Here is a 22,047-nt window from a genome sequence, read left to right as displayed (position 1 = left end):
GAATCCATGTCACTTTGAGTGCCCACACAGATTGTCTGATAAATTGTTAAAGAGCAGTGCAACGCGGCTTTCGCTCACCGTTGCGAGGTGGCGTATATTACGCTTTCCTCTTTCAGAGTCAACCCTGAATCTCAGGATTTTTTCTCTTCAACCGAACCGGCTGTTTGTGTGAAGTGATTCACATCTGCCGTGTCGATGGAGGCGCATTATAGGGAGTTCTCGTCAGCCCGCAACCGCTAAATGACAGAAAAATGACTGACTGCTGCATTCCACAGCAAAACCCCGCCTTATACCCTTTTTGCACACAGACTTATCCACAACCCGGCCAGTATTACCGACACGTTTCTCACTCATCACGCACTAAACGACCCAATAAGCTATATATGTGGAAGGCTATTTCCGGACGTTTTCCTATGATGCGACTAATCCTGATCCTGCTGGGTATCGATTTTCTGCGTTCACACTGGCGCGGGCTTCGCCGCTTTGGCTGGATCACACTGATCGCCGGCACCGTCATCTTCATCGACGCCATGGACGGGTCGCTGTTCTTCCCGATTGAGCCTTTCGCCTGCCTGCTATTGTTCGAAGGTGCCCTTACATTAATGGTGGCGCACAGCGGCATGGGCGGGCAGCGCATCTTACGCTATGTCAAAGGTGCCACCTTTTCACTCGCCGCGGTTCTGATCCTGGCGGGGAACCACGATGGCGATATTGTACTGGCGATCATTTTCGGCACGCTGTTCTTGCTCGATGGTGCGCTACAAATTGCCTCCGCCCTGGTCGTTCGCTATCAACGCTGGCACTCCGCCCTGGCAGGCGGGATCGTCGAGATCGCGCTGGCCATCTTCTTCTATCAGCCATGGCCGTCAAATTATGCCGGCACCGTTCCTTACTGTCTCGGTCTGGGCCTTGCCTTCGCGGGATGGAACATGTTCATCCTCGCCAACCGCGTCAAAGTGGCCGCCGCCAACCCGGGTCTTAAAGGCGAAGAGTATATGGAAGAAGCAGATACGCTCCCGCCCGCCACTGTGGAGTGGGATGGCCCACCGGAAGATGACGAAAAAGCGCTGACGGTTCACGTCTGGACTCCCGTGGGTTCTGCGCCGGGTGAAACCATCCCTCGCCCGGTCATTAACCGTTATATCGCCGCCGTGGATCAAAACGGCATTATCTCCACCGGCCACGCTGCGCTGGAATCTCCTGGCGGGATCTATATCAGTCTGTACCCTGCGGAACTCATCGACCGCTCGCCGGATGCCTTCGCCCGACTGTTGCGGGCGACGCCGGAGAATAATGTGCAAGGGCTGTTCCAGCCCGACTATGCAACAGAATCAGCGCAATGGTGCCCCTCTACGCGAAAAGTACGCATCCGCAATTACAGTGAAACCCGCCTGAGCGCCTTCTGGGAAAACTACCGTCAGAATGCATCCTACAATTTGACCCACCGTAACTGCTCCAGCAGCGTGGCGCGTGCGCTGGAAGCGGCGCTGGAGGGATCCGTCGGAAGACTCTGGCAAACGCGCGGGTTCTGGCTGGCGATTGGAAAGCTGATGTCCACGCCGGAACTTTGGGTCGCACTCCAGCTGCGTAAACGCGCCGAGACCATGGCCTGGACGCCAGGACTGGTGCTGGACTACGCCCGCGCCCTGAGCATGCTTGCCGATCCACGCCCGACAGGCTGGTTTAATACCCTGGGCCGGGCGTTGAAAAAAATGTTCCATCGCCGGGTCGCATGGGTGAAAGGTAAAAGCGGCGAAGGGATGACGGAAGAGTAAACCTCAGCGCGCCCGCGATCATAAACGCTATACTTGCCAAAAATCCTCTCCCGCAGGCCATACCATGACCACACAACGTCTCGCACGTGACTGGCGCCTCCCCACTGCCGGGCTGATGGCGCTGGGCATTCTGCTGGCAGCCTTTACGCTACACGCCCACTGGAACGCCTTTATTCAGTGGTGCCTCGCAACGCAAATCACCCTGCACCGCTATCTGGTGATGTACCTTCTGCAACTCAATAATCACCAGTACGCCGGTGGGCTGTGGCTACTGACGGGCGCGTTCTTTTATGGTGTGCTTCACGCCATTGGGCCAGGCCACGGCAAATTTATCGTCACCACTTATCTCTCTACTAATAAAGAAAGCCAGCTCGCCGCACGCGTGGTGCCTTTCCTCGGCAGCCTGATGCAGGGTGTAAGCGCCATTCTTTTCGTCTTTATTCTGGCCGTGGGATTTAATCTCGCCTCCGGCGATCTCAGCGCCAGCCGCTGGTATGTGGAAAAAATCAGCGCGGTCATGATTGGTGCGTTTGGCGTATTTGTCATTTACCAGTCGCTGAAAAGCCTGCCCCCTCGCAGGATGACGGTTCACGCCCTTAAACCTCTTCATCAACATGATGAAAGTTGCGGCTGCGGTCACCACGGTGTGGGTGCCGCGCTGAACGGGGAAAACTGGAAAATACGTGTGGGGGTAATCCTGGCCATCGGCGCGCGCCCATGCAGTGGGGCGATTATGATTCTGATGTTCTCGAACGCGCTGGGTATTGTGACCTGGGGAATTGCGGCGGTGATGACCATGTCCCTCGGCACGGCGCTGTCGATCATGGGGCTGTCGCTGGCGGTGCGCTATGCGCGCGAACGCACGGTGGCGCTCTTCGGCGGAGGATCACACCTGAGCGGGCTGGTGCCGGTGGCAAAAATTGCCGGTGGGATTGTGCTGATTTTGTTCGCGACGGTGCTGTTCTTAACGGTCATTCCCATCAGCGCTAACGGCGACTACATTGCCGCAGGCTGCTAATAAAAAACCCGCCAGTGGCGGGTTTTTCGTTTGTTACTCGTTAATCCGTGGATGCTGATCCACCAGACGAGAACGTTTCTTCTGCAGCTCTTCAATCTCTACGTCAATGTCATCAATTTTCTGTTCAACATTATCGTAGTGCTCGCGAAGGATATCTTTCGCTTCCTGAATATCCGATGCCGCTGGCGTCGCCCCTTTCAGAGGTCGGTTAGCCGTCTCTTTCATCGTCAGACCGGTCGCTAAACCGATAACCGCGATAACCATCAGATAATAAGCCGGCATCATCAGGTCCTGGGTGCTTTCGACAAGCGAGGCCGCCAATGTCGGCGTCAGACCCGCAATCAGTACCGAGATATTAAATGCTGCCGCCAGCGCACTGTAACGAATGTGCGTTGGGAACATCGCCGGGAGCGTGGACGCCATCACCCCGATGAAGCAGTTCAGGATCACCGCCAGCATCAGCAGACCGGCAAAAATCAGCCCCAGCACATTACTGTTAATAAGGATAAAGGCCGGAATCGCCAGGGCGAACAACGCGACGCTACCCAGAATAATGAACGGACGACGACCGAAGCGGTCACTCATCAGACCCATAATCGGCTGCACAAACAGCATACCGACCATGATGGCGATAATAATCAGCACGCCGTGATCTTCTGAATAGTGCAGGTTATGCGACAGGTAGCTCGGCATATACGTGAGCAACATGTAGTAGGTCACGTTGGTCGAAATCACCAGACCGATACAGGTCAGCAGACTACGCCAGTGTTTGGTCGCAATTTCGCGGAACGAAACTTTCGGTCCATCCTGCAGGCCTTCGCGATCGCCCTGCTCCAGTTTCTCAACGTGCTGCTGGAACGCCGGGGTCTCTTCTAATGCATGACGCAAATAGAGGCCGATGATACCCAACGGCAGCGCCAGGAAGAACGGAATACGCCAGCCCCACTCGAGGAAGTTCTCTTCCCCGACGACGGTGGAAATCAATACCACCACGCCCGCACCCAGCACAAACCCGGCAATCGAGCCAAAGTCCAGCCAGCTTCCCATAAAGCCGCGTTTACGGTCCGGGGAGTATTCGGCAACGAAGATCGATGCGCCCGTATACTCACCGCCGACGGAGAAGCCCTGCGCCATTTTACACAGCAGCAGCAATATTGGTGCCCAGATGCCAATGGTGGCGTAAGACGGGATCAGGCCGATACAGAAGGTACTTATCGACATAATCACGATTGTGATGGCGAGAATTTTCTGGCGACCATATTTATCGCCCAGCATCCCGAAGAACAACCCACCGAGCGGGCGAATCAGGAAGGGTACAGAGAAGGTGCCTAGCGCTGCAATCATCTGCAGGCTGGGATCGGCGCCGGGGAAGAAGACCTTACCGAGTGCATAGGCAACGAAGCCGTAAACACCGAAGTCAAACCATTCCATCGCGTTACCCAGCGATGCGGCAGTGATGGCCTTGCGCAGCTTGCTGTCATCAATAATGGTGACATCGCCGAGCGTAATGGGTTTTACTTTTTTCCTTTTAAGCATTGCTATCCTCGTAGACTCAGCCCTGTCCATACCACAGAAACTCATGCGGTCTGTAAAGTGAGATTCGCCTCATGCGAATCTTCTTCTTCAAGCGTAGCAGGTTTACTTACATTGACATTTACTGTCGATACAACCGAACCTGTTGACGCCTGTCTGGGCAGTTAGTGACCTCTTTACCCTACCAGCGTTTAAATTAGTGATCAACTTCACAAAAACTTACGTATGGCGTCAGAAGTTGTCAGAAAACGTAAGCACCCCTCTCTCTTTCGTTACGTTTTAATCGCATTCAGACGATTCTTCCGCTGGTTATTATTCCTCTCGCAATTAAATAAAACACTGACTTTCATTTACATCCAATTCACAGCTTTTTTAATTACAAGCGGTCAATGTCTTCGTTTACGCAAATATGTGATCAAGATAACTAAAACACTGTTTTATTTTCATTGAATCGCAATTCCAATGATCGCATGATAAGCCCGAACACGCCGCGATGGCTGCAACTCACCAACCGTTTAACACGTGTAAACGGGCTGCGGTTTGTGCATTACCAGACGGAATTCCAGACAGTTAAATTTTCGTAATCATTTGAATGTAATCATTAATATTACCTGACTTGTCCGCCAGAAACGCGAGATGAGATGTGAGGATTTATCATGAAGATTAAAGCCACAATTGAACGCATCCCTGGCGGGATGATGCTGGTTCCCCTGGTCCTTGGCGCAATATTAAATACCCTTGCGCCAAATACCGGCGCTTATTTTGGCGGATTCACAAAAGGGATGATCACCGGCACCGTTCCCATTCTGGCGGTCTGGTTCTTTTGTATTGGCGCCTCTATTAATTTACGGGCTACAGGTACCGTTCTGCGTAAATCAGGTACGCTGGTCATTACCAAAATTGCGGTCGCCTGGGTCGTCGCAATGGTCTGCGCCATGTTTATTCCCGAGAACGGAATTCAGACCGGATTCTTCGCCGGCTTGTCCATTCTGGCGATTGTTTCGGCAATGGATATGACCAACGGCGGTCTCTACGCCAGCCTGATGAACCAGTACGGCACTAAAGAAGAGTCTGGCGCCTTCGTTTTAATGTCGCTGGAATCCGGTCCGCTGATGACCATGCTGATCCTGGGCTCCGCCGGTCTGGCCTCGTTTGAACCGCACCACTTCGTCGGCGCAATTCTGCCGTTCCTGATCGGTTTCGCACTGGGTAACCTGGACACCGATCTGCGCGATTTCTTCAGCAAAGCCACGCCGGTGTTGATTCCGTTCTTCGGCTTCGCACTGGGTAACACCATCAACCTGGGCGTGATTATGGATACCGGTCTGCTGGGCATCGCCCTGGGCGTCGCGGTTATCATCATCACCGGTATTCCACTGATTATCGCAGACCGCGTGATTGGAGGAGGGAATGGGACCGCAGGTGTCGCTGCGTCATCTGCTGCAGGTGCAGCCGTGGCGAACCCGGTGATTATCGCGCAGATCAACCCTGCCTTCGAACCTGTTGCCGCCTCCGCAACCGCGCTGGTTGCAGCGGCTGTGATTGTGACCGCGATTCTGGTACCGATTATTACGGCGCTATACGCCAAACGCTACGGCAATATCCCGCAGGCCGAGTCAGAGCCGCAGCCGGTTGAATCCTTACATCACTAAGATTTCTACGCCCTCTCTTCGGAGAGGGTTTTGGTTATCCCTCGCCAAACACCTCACTCACCATCGCATCCGCCAGCCTTTTCGCTGAGCAGAGTCTCGGCATCCCCAGAGCCACCGTCTGCCAGCTCTGCGTCACAGACCAGCTCACCGGATGACGGTCAGGATGACACCAGTCCCCCAGCCAGCCCAGCATATCCTTATGGTCCATCAAGCCCGTTGAAATCGGTGTGGCAAGCCACTGGTGATAGAAATGTCGAGTGGCGGGAGAAGCGTTGATCCCCTGCGCCAGATAATTTGCCGCCAGGCTGCGTAAATTGTCTTTCAGCATCGCGCCAACGTCTTCGTTTGCCAGGCGACAGGCATCGCCAAACGCCCCCCAACGAAGCTCTTCCAGCGCGAGGTAACAACGCCCGGCCAGCGACCAGCCATCGTATTGCCCGGCCCGCCAGTGGGTAAAAATTTGTTCACTATGTTCGCCCGCCTGCACCGTCAGGCCACGCTGGGAAAGTGCTTTCTCTTTATAGGCGGCACGCTGGGAAAAATGGGCAGAGAGATCGTCGTACTGCTGCATCAGGCCCGGAGACTGTTGCCCCTGGCGGCTGGTCTGCTGGCGCAGCGTGGTGAGTTTTTCCGTCATGCGCGTCAGCGCCAGATGGCCGGGATCGAACATCCCCGCCAGTTTTTCCGCAAGCCCCAGCCGCAGGGCAGCATTTTCGCTGAACATTCCCGTCATCGCCCAGGGCCGAAGCTTCGTCTGGGTCATGATCTCCTGAGTTAAACGCTCACGAAATTGCTGCTGCTGAGGGGCGAGAGGGGGAAGACGCACCGCGTCCACCCCTTGTACCAGATCGACCATAAACTTCGGATGAATACACTCCAGCGTCCGCCCGGGACCGTCCAGTAGTTGTGTTGTCATAGTTGCTCAGCCGCGAATAAGGTTTGAATATCATCGCGTAACAGTCGGGTATCTTCCTGAATCCACGTCGCAGTGGTAATACTTTGCTGCAACAGCTGGCTAAGCGCTCGGGTGGAGTGCTCGTTTTGCTGGCGCACTGCGAGGCTATCACGCAAGCTTTCCTGTAACCCGGTCAGACATAACGAAAATTCTGCGAAAAACGTCGCCATTCCTGCCGTAACAGAGACATCGACCTGCGCCACCAAAGCTTTACAGATTTGTTCACAAAATTGATCAATATGCTGTTTAAATCGCTCATGAAGCTGCGCGATGTCAATAACATATCGGGTGCGTGTCATCACGTAATCTTCAAAGCCCCAGCCCGGATTGTTCAGCCAGCGCGACACCGTCTCACGTACGCTGCCGGACGCCGACACATCACCCGCCGGACGATTTTCCGACGCAATGGCGTCAGTAAACAGCCCACGCGTGTTGAAATTAAGCTGACTCGCCTGGAACGCCGGGAAGCTGATCCGCGCCCGGAAACCGGCATGGCTCAGCTCTTCTTTAATGCGTTTCTCAATGGGGCGCATCGCTTCGTTAAGGGAACGCGCCAGCGTGGACTCAAGCTGGTCAAAGCGCAGCGCCAGCTCGCGGCTGATTTTTCCCTGCGCATCGAGCATGATCAGCTCGCAGGAGGAGCGGATTTTGCTCAACACAATCTGCGCCTGCCCTTCATCATCCAGCACCAGTTGCCCCATCTCTTCAGGGGAGCTATTTCTCAGGCTCATGGGCTGGATGCCCGCTAAATCGAGAATATTATCTCTGTTAAAGATGTGGCCAATAGCCTGCTGAATCTGGCTTTTCTGCTGCGAAATAAACGCGTTCGCCGCATCCAGCGCCTGCTCCACTTCATGCCCCACTTCGTCGCTGACGACCTCCTGGCGCATCTGCAACAGCGCCATATCCTCTTCCAGGCGCGAGATGTTTACCTGCAGCTCCTCGAAGGCCACCGTCAGCCCCTGATAGCGAAAATCCAGGTACTCGCGGGCATTCTGTGCGTAATTCAGCAGCTTATGGGAAGCCGATCGCAGGGCATAGAGCGACGCGTTGGCGTAAGCGGCGTAAATCAGTTTACGGATCGGCTGTTCGAATAACGAATCTTCCCACAGCAGATCGGCGGCGTGGCGAATATGCTCCACATCATCCAGATCCGCCGTCCGCCAGCGACGTCCGAGCGCCGCTTCGGCAAAATCCTGCACCCAGCGCTGCTCCTGAGGGTTCGGCAAGCGGCCATGGCTGGCAATTTCATAGCGCGCGCGGTTGGCGAGATAGGCCCACATCGACGACACAGGATAAATCTGCCCCGGCGAAATATTGCCTTTCATCAGCGTGCCGGAGATCATCGCCCGCACCTGCTCTTCGTCATCGCTGTTGCGATCTTTCTGATCAAACTTATTCACCAGCGCATACAGCGGCACCGATTTTCCTACCGCCGAAATAGCCTGTCGCACCTCTTCATCGGAGATCGATTTCAACTGGGTGTAGTCCATCACCGCCAGCACCGCCGACGATCGTGCCAGTTGTTCACTGAGCATTTTCTGCAGATGCGGCTGTCCGGCTTCGTTCGGCCCTGGGGTGTCGAGCAGTGTCAGCTGGCCCAGATGGGAATCCAGCCCGGCCAGATGGACAAATTCCACCTCAATAACCGGAATATGTTCAATCGCCGCATATTCCGAGAACGGAAAATCGACGCCGAGCGCTTTCGACAGACGCACCAGATCGTTGAGGTTTTTCAGACACTGGAAAATCGGCTGCGCGCCCAGATAGTGTTTTTCGAACGCTTCGCCCTGCTCAATACGCCCGAGCAGCGCGTTCATGTCTTTATCGATCTCAAGGCGCTGAGTCAGTTTTCCGCGATCGTGATTGCAGAGTTTCTCCTGCAACTGCTTGATCAGCGTATCAATTGGCGACACATGGGCGAAATGCAGCACCGGCTCGGTCTGGCCCGGCGTGTGGCGGATCAGGGTCGGCAGCGCGGTCATCGGGCGGTTGCGGTTTGGCAACACCTCGGTCCCGACGATGGCATTTATAGTGGTCGATTTCCCAGCTTTCATGGTCCCGACAATCGCCAGCACCATCTCCAGACGGGTAATTTTGCGTAATTCGTTATTAAGCATAGAAAGCTGCGTTTCAACGCCACGGGTGCTGAAATGCAGAGGCAGAACATTATTCGTCTCCCCGGTCATCGCAGCGGTGGTGCTATCCAGCACCGCAATCGGCATTGATTTCAGGGCGTCAAGATTCTGCAAAGCAAGTTGCAGAAGCCTTTCCGCTTCCTGGCTTAATTCAAAAATTGTTTGTGTATGCATGATAAAAGCCTTTCCTTAACGCAAATTTATTACTTTTATTTAGCCGGATAGTTTTAATAATGAAATTTCGGCTTTTTAGATTACGCGTGGAAAATATGTTCAATGAATATAAGCGCCTGATGACAAACCGGAATATATTCGGCCTGAAGCGTAGAGCGCTCGTACGCTCCTCTCGACAAAGAAAGCCGAAAGATAATGAGCGTAGACCATTTCTTATGAAGCTATAGGATATATCAAAGTAATTTACCCACCCAAAATGAGAGGTAATTCCCGCACGCCTAAGGAGGAATGGCAATCGCGGGTGCCGTTGATAAATAACAACTGCTCACCTCACCTTATCCGAAATGACAGTACCTGGCAATTTACGCAATAAAATATTCGATATATTTCGTCGCGCCGTTTAAATCTTAAGTACGCTGTTAGCATCGCTTAAGTGACTGACAGAAAGTGTCACTCCAGACACGGTGATTTCACTCTTCGCAAAAAAAATAATATCACCGACAACGGTGTGGACTTACGCTATACTTGACGTCTTTTTCGGCAAACTGCCATCTTTTGGCTGGCGCTTTCCAGCCCCGTTAGCACTTTTGAGGAACTCAATATGTCACTTCCACACTGCCCAAAATGTAATTCCGAATACACCTACGAAGATAACGGGATGTTCATTTGTCCTGAATGCGCCCATGAATGGAATGATGCAGAGCCAGCGCAAGACAGCGATACACTGATTGTAAAAGATGCCAACGGTAATCTGCTGGCCGATGGCGATAGCGTCACCGTGGTAAAAGACCTTAAAGTCAAAGGCGCCTCTTCGATGCTGAAAATCGGCACCAAAGTGAAGAATATTCGTCTGGTTGAAGGCGATCATAATATTGACTGCAAAATTGACGGCTTTGGCCCAATGAAGCTCAAATCTGAGTTCGTGAAAAAGAACTGATATATAAGCTTTTATTGTTTTGTAGGCCGGATAAGCGCAACGCATCCGGCCAGTTGCCCGGTGGCGCTGCGCTGACCGGGCCGACAGAATATTGTACAAAATTCGTACTACACTTAACGAGCTTCTCTTACCTGAGGTAATGATTATGTCGTTAAGTCCCTACATCTCATTCGCCGGAAACTGTGCAGAAGCCATCGCCTTCTACCAGCAAGCCGTCGGCGCAGAACTCACCTATAAAATCACCTACGGCGAAATGCCCAAAGACGAAAACAGCGAAGAAGGCTGCCCGTCTGGCATGACATTCCCGGACACCGCGATTGCTCACTCCAACGTTCGTATCGCTGGCAGCGAAATCATGATGAGCGACGGCGTGCCCGGCGGTAACGCCCAGTACGAGGGTTTCACGCTGGTGCTCGACACCCAGGACGTCGCCGAAGGCAAAGGCTGGTTCGACAAGCTCGCCGCGGGCGGTAACGTTGAAATGGCCTGGCAGGAGACCTTCTGGGCACACGGTTTCGGCAAAGTGACCGATAAATATGGCGTGCCATGGATGATCAACGTCGTTAAACAGCAGTGATCGTCTGGCGGAGGCGCCCCCTCCGCCTGTCATCCCATTCACTTCAACTCTTCAAAATCCCGCAACCAATACTTAACCTAAATGTCACATTAATCCGCCAGCATGAGGCCACATTTATCGTGAGGCCTGAACATGCAAACTGTCATCCGCGTCGAGAAACTGAGCAAGACCTTTCATCACAACAAGGCCCTGCATGCCGTTGATCTGACTGTCCAGCAGGGCGACATGGTAGCGCTGCTCGGGCCTTCCGGCTCAGGAAAATCCACCCTCCTGCGCCATCTCAGCGGCCTCATCACCGGCGATAAAACGCCGGAAAGTCACGTCGAGCTGCTGGGGAATACCGTGCAGCGCGCGGGCCGTCTGGCGGGCGATATTCGTAAAAGCCGCACGCAAACGGGCTGCATCTTCCAGCAATTTAACCTGGTGAATCGTCTGACGGTGCTGGAGAACGTGCTGATCGGCGCCCTCGGCAGTACCCCCTTCTGGCGCACCTGCCTGCGCTGGTTCTCCCCGGCACAAAAACAGCAGGCACTCCAGGCCCTGACCCGCGTCGGGATGGCCCATTTCGCCCATCAGCGCGTCTCCACCCTTTCCGGCGGCCAGCAGCAGCGCGTGGCCATCGCCAGAGCGCTAATGCAAAAAGCCAAAGTGATCCTCGCCGATGAACCCATCGCCTCGCTGGACCCGGAATCAGCCCGCATCGTGATGGAAACCCTGCGCGACATTAACCAGAACGACGGCATCACCGTCGTGGTCACGCTGCATCAGGTGGATTACGCCCTGCGCTACTGCGAGCGCATCGTTGCCCTGCGTCAGGGCCATGTGTTCTACGACGGCGCAAGCCAACACTTTGATAACGAACGTTTTGATCACCTGTACCGCAGCATTAACCGCGTCGAAGAGAACGCGCAGGCTGCGTAATTTCACGAAGCGTTCAGGCTGGCAAATGAACTGGCCTGGAACAATGCCAAAAGAGGATGATAGATGAGCTATAAAGCCGTTGCCGCGCTGGCCTTCACCAGCATGTTCAGCATCAGCACCCTGTTAAGCCCCGCCTATGCGCAGGAGCAGGAACAGGAAAAAGCCCTGAACTTCGGCATTATTTCGACAGAATCACAGCAAAACCTGAAACCCCAGTGGGAACCTTTCCTGAAAGATATGGAAACCAAACTGGGCATCAAAGTGAACGCCTTCTTCGCCCCGGATTACGCGGGCATCATCCAGGGGATGCGCTTTAACAAAGTCGATATCGCCTGGTACGGCAACCTCTCCGCCATGGAAGCGGTGGACCGCGCCAACGGTCAGGTCTTCGCCCAGACCGTCGCCGCAGACGGCTCCCCGGGCTACTGGAGCGTGCTGATCGTCAACAAAGACAGTCCGATCAACAACCTCAACGATATGCTCGCCAAACGCAAAGATCTCACCTTCGGTAACGGCGATCCAAACTCCACCTCCGGCTTCCTGGTCCCGGGCTATTACGTCTTCGCCAAAAACAACGTCTCCACCAGCGAGTTCAAACGCACGGTTAACGCCGGACACGAAACCAACGCGCTGGCCGTTGCCAACAAGCAGGTCGACGTCGCCACCAACAACACCGAAAACCTCGACAAACTGAAAACCTCCGCGCCTGAAAAACTGAAACAGCTGAAGGTGATCTGGAAATCGCCTCTCATTCCGGGCGACCCGATTGTCTGGCGCAAAAACCTCTCTGAGGGCACCAAAGACAAGATCTACGACTTCTTTATGAATTACGGCAAAACGGCGGAAGAGAAAACGGTTCTCGAACGTCTGGGCTGGGCGCCGTTCCGCGCCTCAAGCGATCTGCAACTGGTGCCTATCCGTCAGTTGGCCCTGTTTAAAGAGATGCAGGGCGTCAAGGACAACAAAGGGCTGAACGCCGACGAGAAGACCAGCAAAGTCTCTGTGATTCAGGCGCAGCTGGAAGATCTGGACCGCCTGACCGCCGCGCTGAGCGCGATGACGTCGGTGAATAAAGCGGTCCAGTAACCGTCCCTCTCCCTCTTCCACACGAAGAGGGAGAGAACATTAGGAGAACTCATGCAAACCATCACCGTCCCACCCCCGAAACGCAGCTGGTTCTCGTTGATAAGCTGGGCCATTCTGCTGGCGGTGCTCGTCATCTCCTGGAAAGGTGCGGAAATGGACCCGCTGATGCTGGTCAAAGACTCCGGCAACATGGCGACCTTCGCGGCAGACTTCTTCCCGCCAGACTTCAGCCAGTGGCAGGACTATCTCGGCGAAATGGCCGTCACCATGCAAATCGCCGTCTGGGGCACCGCGCTGGCGGTCATCCTCTCCATTCCGTTTGGCCTGATGAGCGCCGAAAACATCGTCCCCTGGTGGATTTACCAGCCGATGCGCCGCCTGATGGACGCCTGTCGCGCCATCAACGAAATGGTTTTCGCGATGCTGTTCGTGGTCGCCGTCGGTCTCGGCCCGTTTGCTGGCGTCATGGCGCTGTTCATCCACACCACCGGCGTGCTCTCCAAACTGCTGTCTGAGGCGGTTGAAGCCATCGAACCCGGCCCGGTGGAAGGCATCCGTGCCACGGGGGCCAACAAAATCGAAGAAATTCTCTACGGCGTCCTGCCGCAGGTCATGCCGCTGCTGATCTCCTACTCCCTCTACCGTTTCGAATCCAACGTTCGCTCGGCAACGGTGGTCGGCATGGTCGGCGCGGGCGGGATTGGCGTCACCCTGTGGGAAGCGATTCGCGGCTTCCAGTTTCAGCAAACCTGCGCCCTGATGGTGCTCATCATCATCACCGTCAGCCTGCTGGATTTCCTCTCTCAACGTTTGCGTAAGCACTTCATCTGAGAAGCGAGGCTTTGATTTCCATGCACTTATCCAGACATCCGACCAGTTACCCCACGCGCTGGCAAGAGATCGCCGCCAGGCTCGAAATCGAGCTGCGCACCCACTACCGCTGCGGCGACTATTTGCCCGCCGAACAGCAGCTCGCCGACCGCTACGAAGTCAACCGCCACACCCTGCGCCGCGCCATTGACCAGCTGGTGGAACGCGGCTGGGTCCAGCGCCGCCAAGGCGTTGGCGTACTGGTGCTGATGCGCCCCTTCGACTATCCGCTGAACTCCCAGGCGCGTTTCAGCCAGAACCTGCTCGATCAGGGCAGCCACCCGACCAGCGAAAAACTGCTCTCGGTGCTGCGCCCGGCCTCCAGCCACATCGCTGATGCGCTGGGGATTCAGGAGGGCGACAACGTCGTGCATCTGCGCACCTTAAGACGCGTCAACGGCGTGGCGGTCTGCCAGATCGACCACTACTTCGCCGACCTCACCTTCTGGCCGACGCTGCAACATTTTTCCAGCGGCTCGCTGCATGACTTTCTCTTCGACGCCACCGGCATCGCCCTCAGGCGCACCCAGACGCGGATCAGCGCCCGTCGCGCGCAGGCCAAAGAGAGCAAGGTGCTGGAGATCCCGAACATGGCACCGCTGCTCTGCGTGCGCACCCTCAACCACCGTGACGGCGAGGTCAACGCGACGGAATACTCCGTCAGCCTGACCCGCGCCGACATGATTGAATTCACCATGGAGCACTGAATGCACTTCGATATTCCCACTCGCCAGCGCTGGATGAGCGCCCTGGCCCACAGCCAGCCCGCCGCCCTGCGCGAGCGTCTGCGCCTGCTGAACCTCACTCCGGAATACGACACCCTGCGCGCCCCTGAGATCGGCCTGGTGCAGATACAGGCGCGGATGGGCGGCACCGGCGACCGTTTTTTTGCCGGAGACGCCACCCTGACCCGTGCGGTGATTCGCCTTAAGAGCGGCACCACGGGCTACAGCTACCTGCTGGGGCGCGATAAACAGCACGCCGAGCAGTGCGCCGTCGTCGACGCGCTGTTGCAGGAACCGACCCATTTTCAGTCGTTAATGGAAACCTTAATTGCCCCGCTGGAAGCCGACCGTGCCGCGCGCATCGCCGCCCGTCAGGCCGAAATCAACACCAGCCGGGTCGACTTCTTTACGCTCGTTCGCGGAGATAACGCATGACGCTTCAACCCGCTTTTACCCACGCCGTGCAGGATGCCCAGCACAGTTTTCGTCGCCTCCTGAAAGCCATGAGCGAGCCGGGCGTAATTGTCTCGCTGCATCAACTCACCCACGGCTGGCAGCCGCTGAATCTCGCCACCACCAGCGTACTGCTGACATTGGCGGATAACGACACGCCGGTCTGGCTGTCGGCCAGCATGGCCAACGACATTGCCAGCCAGAACCTGCGCTTTCACACCAGCGCCCCACGGGTGGATCAGCCGCAGCAGGCGGTGTTTGCCGTGGCCGACGAGCTGATCAGCCACGAGCAGCTGAACGCGCTCTCGTCCGGCAGCGCCGTCGCCCCGGAGACCAGCGCCACGCTGATTCTGCAGGTCGCAAGCCTCAGCGGTGGGCGCATGTTGCGCCTAACCGGAGCTGGGATCGCCGACGAGCGCATGGTCGCGCCACAGCTGCCCGAATGCATCATTCACGAGCTCACTGAACGTCCGCATCCGTTCCCACTGGGGATCGACCTGATCCTCACCTGCGGCGAACGCCTGCTGGCAATCCCACGGACCACACATGTCGAGGTGTGCTGATGTACGTTGCCGTTAAAGGGGGCGAGAAGGCGATAGCTGCCGCCCATGCGCTGCAAGAGCACAGAAGACGCGGCGATGAAGCGCTTAGCGAGCTGAGCGTCGCGCAAATCGAACAGCAGCTAAACCTGGCCGTTGACCGGGTGATGACCGAAGGTGGAATTGCCGACCGCGAGCTGGCGGCCCTGGCGCTGAAACAGGCCAGCGGCGATAACGTCGAAGCCATCTTCCTGCTGCGCGCCTACCGCACCACGCTGGCCAAACTGGTGGTCAGCGAGCCGCTGGACAGCGCGAAGATGCGACTGGAGCGCCGCATTTCCGCCGTCTACAAAGACATTCCCGGCGGCCAGCTGCTCGGCCCCACCTACGACTACACCCACCGCCTGCTCGATTTCACCCTGCTGGCGAACGGTGAGGCCCCGAGGCTGAACACCTCAGACGCAGAGCAGGAATCCGCTCCCCACGTCTTTAGCCTGCTGGCGAACCAGGGGCTGGCGAAAGCCGAAGAGGACTCAGGCCGCGTGCCGGACGACGTCACCCGTACACCGCCGGTCTATCCGTGCTCGCGCGCCTCGCGCCTGCAACAGCTAATGCGCGGGGACGAAGGCTATCTGTTAGCGCTGGCCTACTCCACCCAACGCGGTTACGGGCGCAACCACCCGTTTGCTGCCGAAATCCGCAGCGGGTTCGTTGAGATCGATATCGTGCCGGAAGAGCTGGGATTTGCGGTCAACGTCGGCGAACTGCTGATGACGGAGTGCGAAATGGTGAACGGCTTCGTGGCCCCCGAAAACGACGCGCCGCACTTTACGCGCGGCTACGGCTTAGTGTTCGGCATGAGCGAGCGCAAGGCGATGGCGATGGCGTTGGTCGATCGCGCGCTCCAGGCCCCGGACTACGACGAGACGATCTCCGGCCCGGCGCAGGACGAAGAGTTCGTGCTGGCCCACGCGGATAACGTTGAAGCGGCGGGCTTCGTCTCGCACCTCAAACTGCCGCATTACGTCGATTTCCAGGCGGAACTGGAACTGCTGAAACGTCTGCAACGGGAGCGCAATCATGGCTAATCTCAGCGGCTATAACTTTGCCTATCTGGACGAACAAACCAAGCGCATGATCCGCCGCGCGATTTTAAAAGCCGTGGCGATTCCCGGCTATCAGGTCCCGTTTGGCGGCCGCGAAATGCCGATGCCCTACGGCTGGGGCACCGGCGGCATCCAGCTGACTGCCAGCGTGATTGGCGAAGCGGACGTGCTGAAAGTCATCGACCAGGGGGCGGATGACACCACCAATGCCGTGTCGATTCGCAACTTCTTCAAGCGCGTCACCGGCGTGAACACCACCGAGCGCACGGAAGATGCCACCCTGATTCAGACCCGCCACCGCATCCCGGAAACGCCGCTGACGGAAGATCAGATTCTGATTTTCCAGGTGCCCATCCCCGAGCCGCTGCGCTTTATCGAGCCGCGCGAAACGGAAACCCGCACCATGCACGCCCTCGAAGAGTACGGCGTGATGCAGGTGAAACTGTACGAAGATATCGCCCGCTTTGGCCATATCGCCACCACCTACGCCTACCCGGTGAAGGTGAACGGGCGCTACGTGATGGACCCGTCGCCAATCCCGAAATTCGATAACCCGAAAATGGACATGATGCCCGCACTGCAACTGTTCGGCGCCGGACGCGAAAAACGCATTTATGCCGTGCCGCCCTACACCAGCGTCGAAAGTCTCGATTTCGACGATCACCCGTTCCGGGTGCAGGAGTGGGACGAGCCGTGTGCCATCTGTGGTTCAAAACACAGCTATCTCGACGAAGTGGTGCTCGACGACACGGGCAAACGCATGTTTGTCTGCTCCGACACCGATTTCTGCCGCCAACAGAGTGAGGCGAACGGCCAATGAAACCGCTGCTTTCGGTGAACAACCTGACCCATTTGTATGCGCCCGGCAAAGGCTTTAGCGACGTGTCGTTTGAGCTGTGGCCTGGTGAAGTGCTGGGGATTGTCGGCGAGTCCGGCTCCGGCAAAACCACCCTGCTCAAATCCATCTCCGCACGCCTGACGCCGCAAACCGGCGAGATCCGTTATCAGGATCAGTCCCTGTACGACATGAGCGAAGCCGAGCGCCGTCGCCTGCTGCGCACCGAGTGGGGCGTGGTGCATCAGCATCCCATGGACGGCCTGCGCCGCCAGGTCTCGGCAGGCGGAAACATCGGCGAACGGCTGATGGCAACGGGCGCGCGCCACTACGGCAATATCCGTGCGACCGCCCAGCAGTGGCTGACCGATGTCGAAATCCCGGCGTCGCGTATCGACGACCTGCCAACCACCTTTTCCGGCGGCATGCAGCAGCGCCTGCAAATCGCCCGCAACCTCGTCACCCATCCGAAGCTGGTGTTCATGGATGAGCCGACGGGCGGGCTGGATGTCTCCGTGCAGGCGCGTTTGCTCGACCTGCTGCGCGGCCTGGTGGTAGAGCTGGATCTGGCGGTGGTGATTGTTACCCATGATCTGGGCGTGGCCCGCCTGCTGGCAGACCGCCTGATGGTGATGAAGGAGGGCCAAGTGGTGGAAAGTGGATTAACCGACCGCGTGCTCGACGATCCGCACCATCCGTACACCCAGCTGCTGGTTTCATCGGTATTGCAGAACTAAGAGGCCAACATGATCCGCGTAGAAAATGTGAGTAAGACGTTTGTGCTCCACCAGCAAAACGGCGTGCGACTGCCGGTGCTGCAAAATGCCTCTCTTGAGGTCAAAAAGGGGGAATGCGTGGTGCTGCATGGCCATTCGGGCAGCGGAAAATCGACGCTGCTGCGCTCCCTTTACGCCAATTATCTGCCCGACCAGGGCCACATTCATATCTGTCATGGCGACGAGTGGGTGGATCTGGTGCAGGCCCCGGCGCGCAAAGTGCTGGAAGTCCGCCGGGCGACGATCGGCTGGGTGAGCCAGTTTCTGCGGGTGATCCCGAGGATCTCCGCGCTGGACGTGGTCATGCAGCCCCTGCTGGATCTGGGCGTCTCCCGCGACGAATGCGCGGCCAAAGCCGCCCGGCTGCTGACGCGCCTCAACGTCCCGGAACACCTGTGGCACCTGGCACCGTCGACGTTCTCTGGCGGCGAGCAGCAGCGTGTGAATATCGCCCGCGGCTTTATCGTCGATTACCCGATTTTACTGCTCGATGAACCGACCGCCTCGCTGGATGCCAAAAACAGCGCCGCCGTCGTCGAGCTGATCGAACAGGCCAAAGCGCGCGGGGGGGCGATCGTGGGGATCTTCCACGACGCCGCAGTCCGCGATCGCGTGGCGGATCGTCTTCATCCGATGGGAGCCGCAGCATGATCATCAATAACGTCAAACTGGTGCTGGAAAACGACGTGATCGCGGGATCGATCGACATTCAGGACGGCGTGATTCGCACATACGCCGAAACCCAGAGCCGCTTGCCGGAGGCGATGGATGGCGACGGCGGCTGGCTGCTGCCGGGGCTTATCGAACTGCATACGGATAATCTGGATAAATTCTTCACCCCGCGCCCAAAGGTGGACTGGCCGGCCCACTCAGCGATGAGCAGCCACGACGCGCTGATGGTCGCCAGCGGCATCACCACGGTACTCGATGCCGTGGCGATTGGGGATGTGCGCGACGGCGGCGACCGTCTGGAGAATCTGGAAAAGATGATCAACGCGGTGGAAGAGACGCAAAAGCGCGGCCTGAACCGCGCCGAGCATCGCCTGCATCTGCGCTGCGAATTGCCGCACCACACCACCCTGCCGCTGTTTGAAAAACTGGTTGGTCGCGAGCCGGTCTCTCTGGTGTCGCTGATGGACCACTCACCAGGCCAGCGTCAATTCGCCAATATCGAGAAGTACCGTGAATATTATCAGGGCAAATACGCCCTGAATGACGAGGAAATGGCGCGCTACGAAGAGGAGCAGCTGGCGCTGGCGGCCCAGTGGTCGCAGCCAAACCGCCTGTCGATTGCGGCGATGTGCCGGGAGCGTAACATTGCGCTGGCAAGTCACGACGACGCCACGCACGACCATGTGCGGGAATCCCATCAGCTTGGCAGCGTGATCGCCGAATTTCCTACCACGTTTGAAGCGGCTGAAGCCTCCCGCCTGCACGGAATGAACGTTCTGATGGGCGCGCCCAACATCGTGCGCGGCGGCTCCCACTCCGGCAACGTGGCGGCCAGCCAGCTGGCGGCGCTCGGCCTGCTGGATATTCTCTCCTCTGATTACTATCCGGCGAGCCTGCTGGACGCGGCCTTCCGCGTCGCCGATGACACGGGCAACCCTTTCACCCTGCCGCAGGCCATTCGTCTGGTGACCAAAAACCCGGCTGACGCGCTGAACCTGAGCGATCGCGGGGTGATTGGCGAAGGCAAACGGGCGGATCTGGTGCTGGCGCATCGCAAGGGCGAGCACATCCATATCGACCACGTCTGGCGTCAGGGAAAACGGGTGTTCTGATGGGAAAACTGATCTGGCTCATGGGGCCGTCCGGCTCCGGAAAAGACAGCCTGCTGTCGGCGCTGCGCCAGCAGGAGCACACGCAATTGCTGGTGGCGCATCGCTACATCACGCGCGCGGCGAATGCGGGCAGCGAGAATCATATCGCCCTGAGCGAGCAGGAGTTTTTTACCCGCGCCGGGCAGAACTTACTGGCACTGAGCTGGCACGCGAACGGCTTGTACTACGGTGTGGGCATTGAGATCGACCTGTGGCTGCACGCCGGTTTCGACGTGCTGGTGAACGGCTCGCGCGCCCATCTGCAACAGGCTCGCGCGCGCTACGCCCAGGCGCTGCTGCCGGTCTGTTTGCAGGTTTCGCCGGAAATGCTGCGCCAGCGTTTGCAGCAGCGCGGGCGCGAAAGCGCGCGGGAGATCGACCTGCGCCTGGCGCGTGCAGCGCGCTACACGCCGTCGGACTGCCATCTGCTCAATAACGACGGAAGTTTGCTACAGTCAGTCGAGAATTTGTTATCGCTTATCCGTCAACAGGAGAAACAACATGCCTGACTGCCAGCTGCGCCCCGCCACTGCGGACGATGCGCAGGCCGTTTACGGTCTTATCTGTGAGTTAAAACAGGCGGAATTCGACCAGAAAGCCTTTCATGCCGGGTATCTCGCGAATCTTCAGGATCGCAACATGCACTACCATCTTGCGGAGCTGGACGGGAACGTCGTCGGGATGATTGGCCTGCATTTGCAGTTTCATCTGCATCACGCCAACTGGATCGGTGAGATTCAGGAGCTGGTGGTATTGCCGCAGGCCCGTGGCCTGAAAGTCGGCAGCCAACTGCTGGCCTGGGCCGAAGCGCAGGCGCGACATGCAGGTGCCGAGATGACCGAGCTGTCGACCAGCGTGAAGCGCGTGGATGCGCACCGGTTTTATCTTCGCGAAGGGTATGCCCAGAGCCATTTTCGTTTTACCAAAGCGCTATAAAACCTAAGCACAGCGCCGCCTGGCAATGTCGTTAAAGGGGGAAACCATGGCCCTAACCATCCAACTGACCGGCACCGGCGGTGCCCAGCTGGTACCTGTCTTCGGCTGCGACTGCGCGGCCTGCCGCCGGGCGCGTTTGCTGGAGGCGTATCGCCGTCGGCCGTGCAGCGCGGTCGTGACCTTCAACGACGCGGTGACGCTGCTGGACGCGGGCATTCCGCACCTGATGGACGACTGGCCCGCGGGCAGTTTCCAGCAGTTTTTACTGACCCACTATCATATGGATCATGTCCAGGGGCTGTTCCCGCTGCGCTGGGGCGTGGGGGCGACGATTCCGGTGTACGGCCCGCCGGACGAGACGGGCTGCGACGATCTGTTCAAACATCCCGGTCTTCTCGATTTCAGCCATACCGTCCAGCCCTTTGTGGTGTTTGAGCTGCAGGGGCTGCGCGTGACGCCGCTGCCGCTCAATCACTCAAAACTGACCTTCGGCTATCTGCTAGAGAGCGCCCACAGCCGCGTGGCGTGGCTGTCGGACACTGCCGGGCTACCGGACAAAACGCTGAAATTTTTACTCAATAATCATCCGCAGGTGATGGTGATCGATTGCAGCCACGAACCGCGCGAGCAGACGCCGCGCAACCATTGTGATTTAAACACCGTCATCGCGCTCAACAAAGTCATTGGCTGTCCGCAGGTCATTTTGACGCACATCAGCCATCAGTTCGACGTATGGATGATGGATAACCCGCTGCCAGAAGGGTTTGAGGCGGGGTATGACGGGATGAGAATCGTGCTGGACTGAGCGGTACGCCGGGCGTCAGGCAGCACGCATCTCACGGATTTCCTCACCGGTCGTAATCATCTTCCAGCCTGCGCTCATCGTCCTCCAGCTGACGCCGGTCCTGATCGAGCTGGCGCTGCCTGTCGTCTAACTGACGGCGACGATCCTCAAGCTGTCGACGACGATCATCGTACTGGCGACTGTCCGTACGACGACTCTCTTCATAGCGGTCATCGTCGTCATTCTGACGGCTGCTGGTGGGGTTGTACGCTTCGCCGATCGCCTGCTGGATATTCCCAATGGCGTCGTCAATGATATCAGCGTGGGCAAGCTGGCTGGTTAATGACAGCAGGCCAAATAACAGAGCGGTGGTAGAGCGTTTCATAGAGCCAGTCTCGCAGCAGGTGAGCTGGCTTTACGTTAATCATCGGCGC

At 57.3% G+C, this 22,047-nt stretch carries 23 protein-coding genes; 19 read left to right on the top strand and 4 right to left on the bottom strand.

Annotated features, from left to right (window positions below):
- Positions 1-413: 413 nt before the first annotated feature.
- Positions 414-1,775, top strand: a complete 1,362-nt coding sequence (locus tag C0560_RS02130; RefSeq protein ID WP_248859522.1) for an HdeD family acid-resistance protein — start codon at positions 414-416, stop codon at positions 1,773-1,775.
- Positions 1,776-1,839: 64 nt separating this feature from the next.
- Positions 1,840-2,793 carry a nickel/cobalt transporter gene (locus C0560_RS02125; protein ID WP_248859520.1) on the top strand — a complete coding sequence of 318 codons (954 nt, stop codon included), beginning with the start codon at positions 1,840-1,842 and terminating at the stop codon, positions 2,791-2,793.
- Positions 2,794-2,826: 33 nt separating this feature from the next.
- On the opposite strand, the gene proP is transcribed toward C0560_RS02125, so the two are convergent.
- Positions 2,827-4,329: a glycine betaine/L-proline transporter ProP gene (gene proP, locus C0560_RS02120; RefSeq protein WP_100777950.1), complete on the bottom strand. Its 1,503-nt coding sequence runs from the start codon at positions 4,327-4,329 to the stop codon at positions 2,827-2,829.
- 653 nt (positions 4,330-4,982) lie between these two features.
- On the opposite strand from proP, the gene kdgT reads away from it, so the two are divergent.
- A complete protein-coding gene (gene kdgT / locus C0560_RS02115) occupies positions 4,983-5,978 on the top strand; it encodes a 2-keto-3-deoxygluconate transporter (protein WP_100777951.1) in 996 nt (331 codons plus the stop codon).
- Positions 5,979-6,012: 34 nt separating this feature from the next.
- Here kdgT and C0560_RS02110 read toward each other — a convergent pair whose 3' ends face one another.
- Both C0560_RS02110 and crfC read right to left on the bottom strand, forming a co-directional pair.
- Positions 6,013-6,894, bottom strand: a complete 882-nt coding sequence (locus C0560_RS02110; RefSeq protein WP_102105749.1) for a diguanylate cyclase regulator RdcB family protein — start codon at positions 6,892-6,894, stop codon at positions 6,013-6,015.
- Positions 6,891-9,245 carry a clamp-binding protein CrfC gene (gene crfC, locus C0560_RS02105; RefSeq protein ID WP_123429914.1) on the bottom strand — a complete coding sequence of 785 codons (2,355 nt, stop codon included), beginning with the start codon at positions 9,243-9,245 and terminating at the stop codon, positions 6,891-6,893. Before crfC ends, C0560_RS02110 begins: the two co-directional genes overlap by 4 nt.
- Positions 9,246-9,846: 601 nt before the next feature.
- Between crfC and C0560_RS02100 the strand changes: the two genes are divergently transcribed.
- The 16 genes from C0560_RS02100 to phnP all read left to right on the top strand — a co-directional run bounded on the left by C0560_RS02100 (position 9,847) and on the right by phnP (position 21,634).
- Positions 9,847-10,182, top strand: a complete 336-nt coding sequence (locus C0560_RS02100) for a zinc ribbon domain-containing protein YjdM (RefSeq protein ID WP_100777954.1) — start codon at positions 9,847-9,849, stop codon at positions 10,180-10,182.
- A gap of 145 nt (positions 10,183-10,327) precedes the next feature.
- Positions 10,328-10,759, top strand: coding sequence for a VOC family metalloprotein YjdN (gene yjdN, locus C0560_RS02095; RefSeq protein ID WP_123429913.1), 432 nt, complete (start codon positions 10,328-10,330; stop codon positions 10,757-10,759).
- Positions 10,760-10,891: 132 nt separating this feature from the next.
- Positions 10,892-11,680 carry a phosphonate ABC transporter ATP-binding protein gene (gene phnC / locus C0560_RS02090; protein ID WP_123429912.1) on the top strand — a complete coding sequence of 263 codons (789 nt, stop codon included), beginning with the start codon at positions 10,892-10,894 and terminating at the stop codon, positions 11,678-11,680.
- 63 nt (positions 11,681-11,743) lie between these two features.
- Entirely contained in the window at positions 11,744-12,766 is a 1,023-nt protein-coding gene (phnD, locus tag C0560_RS02085) for a phosphonate ABC transporter substrate-binding protein (protein WP_181827198.1), read from the top strand.
- A gap of 51 nt (positions 12,767-12,817) precedes the next feature.
- Positions 12,818-13,597: a phosphonate ABC transporter, permease protein PhnE gene (gene phnE, locus C0560_RS02080; RefSeq protein ID WP_100777957.1), complete on the top strand. Its 780-nt coding sequence runs from the start codon at positions 12,818-12,820 to the stop codon at positions 13,595-13,597.
- A 20-nt stretch (positions 13,598-13,617) separates the two neighbouring features.
- On the top strand, positions 13,618-14,343 hold the full coding sequence (gene phnF, locus C0560_RS02075; protein WP_181827197.1) for a phosphonate metabolism transcriptional regulator PhnF: 726 nt from the start codon (positions 13,618-13,620) through the stop codon (positions 14,341-14,343).
- Positions 14,344-14,796 carry a phosphonate C-P lyase system protein PhnG gene (gene phnG, locus C0560_RS02070; protein WP_248859519.1) on the top strand — a complete coding sequence of 151 codons (453 nt, stop codon included), beginning with the start codon at positions 14,344-14,346 and terminating at the stop codon, positions 14,794-14,796.
- Positions 14,793-15,377, top strand: coding sequence for a phosphonate C-P lyase system protein PhnH (gene phnH / locus C0560_RS02065; protein WP_100777960.1), 585 nt, complete (start codon positions 14,793-14,795; stop codon positions 15,375-15,377). The genes phnG and phnH overlap by 4 nt, the downstream gene beginning before the upstream one ends.
- A complete protein-coding gene (locus C0560_RS02060) occupies positions 15,377-16,441 on the top strand; it encodes a carbon-phosphorus lyase complex subunit PhnI (RefSeq protein WP_248859517.1) in 1,065 nt (354 codons plus the stop codon). Before phnH ends, C0560_RS02060 begins: the two co-directional genes overlap by 1 nt.
- Positions 16,434-17,279: an alpha-D-ribose 1-methylphosphonate 5-phosphate C-P-lyase PhnJ gene (gene phnJ, locus C0560_RS02055; RefSeq protein ID WP_100777962.1), complete on the top strand. Its 846-nt coding sequence runs from the start codon at positions 16,434-16,436 to the stop codon at positions 17,277-17,279. Before C0560_RS02060 ends, phnJ begins: the two co-directional genes overlap by 8 nt.
- The gene (phnK, locus tag C0560_RS02050) at positions 17,276-18,031 is read left to right on the top strand and encodes a phosphonate C-P lyase system protein PhnK (RefSeq protein ID WP_194514336.1); all 756 of its coding nucleotides are present in this window, start codon (positions 17,276-17,278) and stop codon (positions 18,029-18,031) included. Before phnJ ends, phnK begins: the two co-directional genes overlap by 4 nt.
- 9 nt (positions 18,032-18,040) lie before the next feature.
- A complete protein-coding gene (gene phnL / locus C0560_RS02045) occupies positions 18,041-18,721 on the top strand; it encodes a phosphonate C-P lyase system protein PhnL (RefSeq protein WP_248859516.1) in 681 nt (226 codons plus the stop codon).
- Complete coding sequence (phnM, locus tag C0560_RS02040; protein ID WP_248859514.1) at positions 18,718-19,854, top strand: alpha-D-ribose 1-methylphosphonate 5-triphosphate diphosphatase; 1,137 nt, start codon at positions 18,718-18,720, stop codon at positions 19,852-19,854. Before phnL ends, phnM begins: the two co-directional genes overlap by 4 nt.
- Complete coding sequence (gene phnN, locus C0560_RS02035) at positions 19,851-20,402, top strand: ribose 1,5-bisphosphokinase (RefSeq protein WP_248860243.1); 552 nt, start codon at positions 19,851-19,853, stop codon at positions 20,400-20,402. Before phnM ends, phnN begins: the two co-directional genes overlap by 4 nt.
- Positions 20,395-20,829 carry an aminoalkylphosphonate N-acetyltransferase gene (phnO, locus tag C0560_RS02030; RefSeq protein ID WP_248859512.1) on the top strand — a complete coding sequence of 145 codons (435 nt, stop codon included), beginning with the start codon at positions 20,395-20,397 and terminating at the stop codon, positions 20,827-20,829. Before phnN ends, phnO begins: the two co-directional genes overlap by 8 nt.
- Before the next feature lie 46 nt (positions 20,830-20,875).
- Positions 20,876-21,634, top strand: coding sequence for a phosphonate metabolism protein PhnP (phnP, locus tag C0560_RS02025; protein ID WP_248859511.1), 759 nt, complete (start codon positions 20,876-20,878; stop codon positions 21,632-21,634).
- A gap of 43 nt (positions 21,635-21,677) precedes the next feature.
- Here the strand turns inward: phnP and yjdP are convergent, their stop codons facing one another.
- Positions 21,678-21,998 (bottom strand): DDRRRQL repeat protein YjdP, encoded by a 321-nt coding sequence (gene yjdP / locus C0560_RS02020; protein ID WP_100777969.1) that lies wholly within the window; start codon positions 21,996-21,998, stop codon positions 21,678-21,680.
- Between the last annotated feature and the right edge of the window lie 49 nt (positions 21,999-22,047).

The organism is Lelliottia sp. AC1 (assembly GCF_023278595.1).
GTDB lineage: Bacteria > Pseudomonadota > Gammaproteobacteria > Enterobacterales > Enterobacteriaceae > Enterobacter > Enterobacter nimipressuralis.
This window is presented reverse-complemented; position numbering and strand designations above follow the sequence as displayed.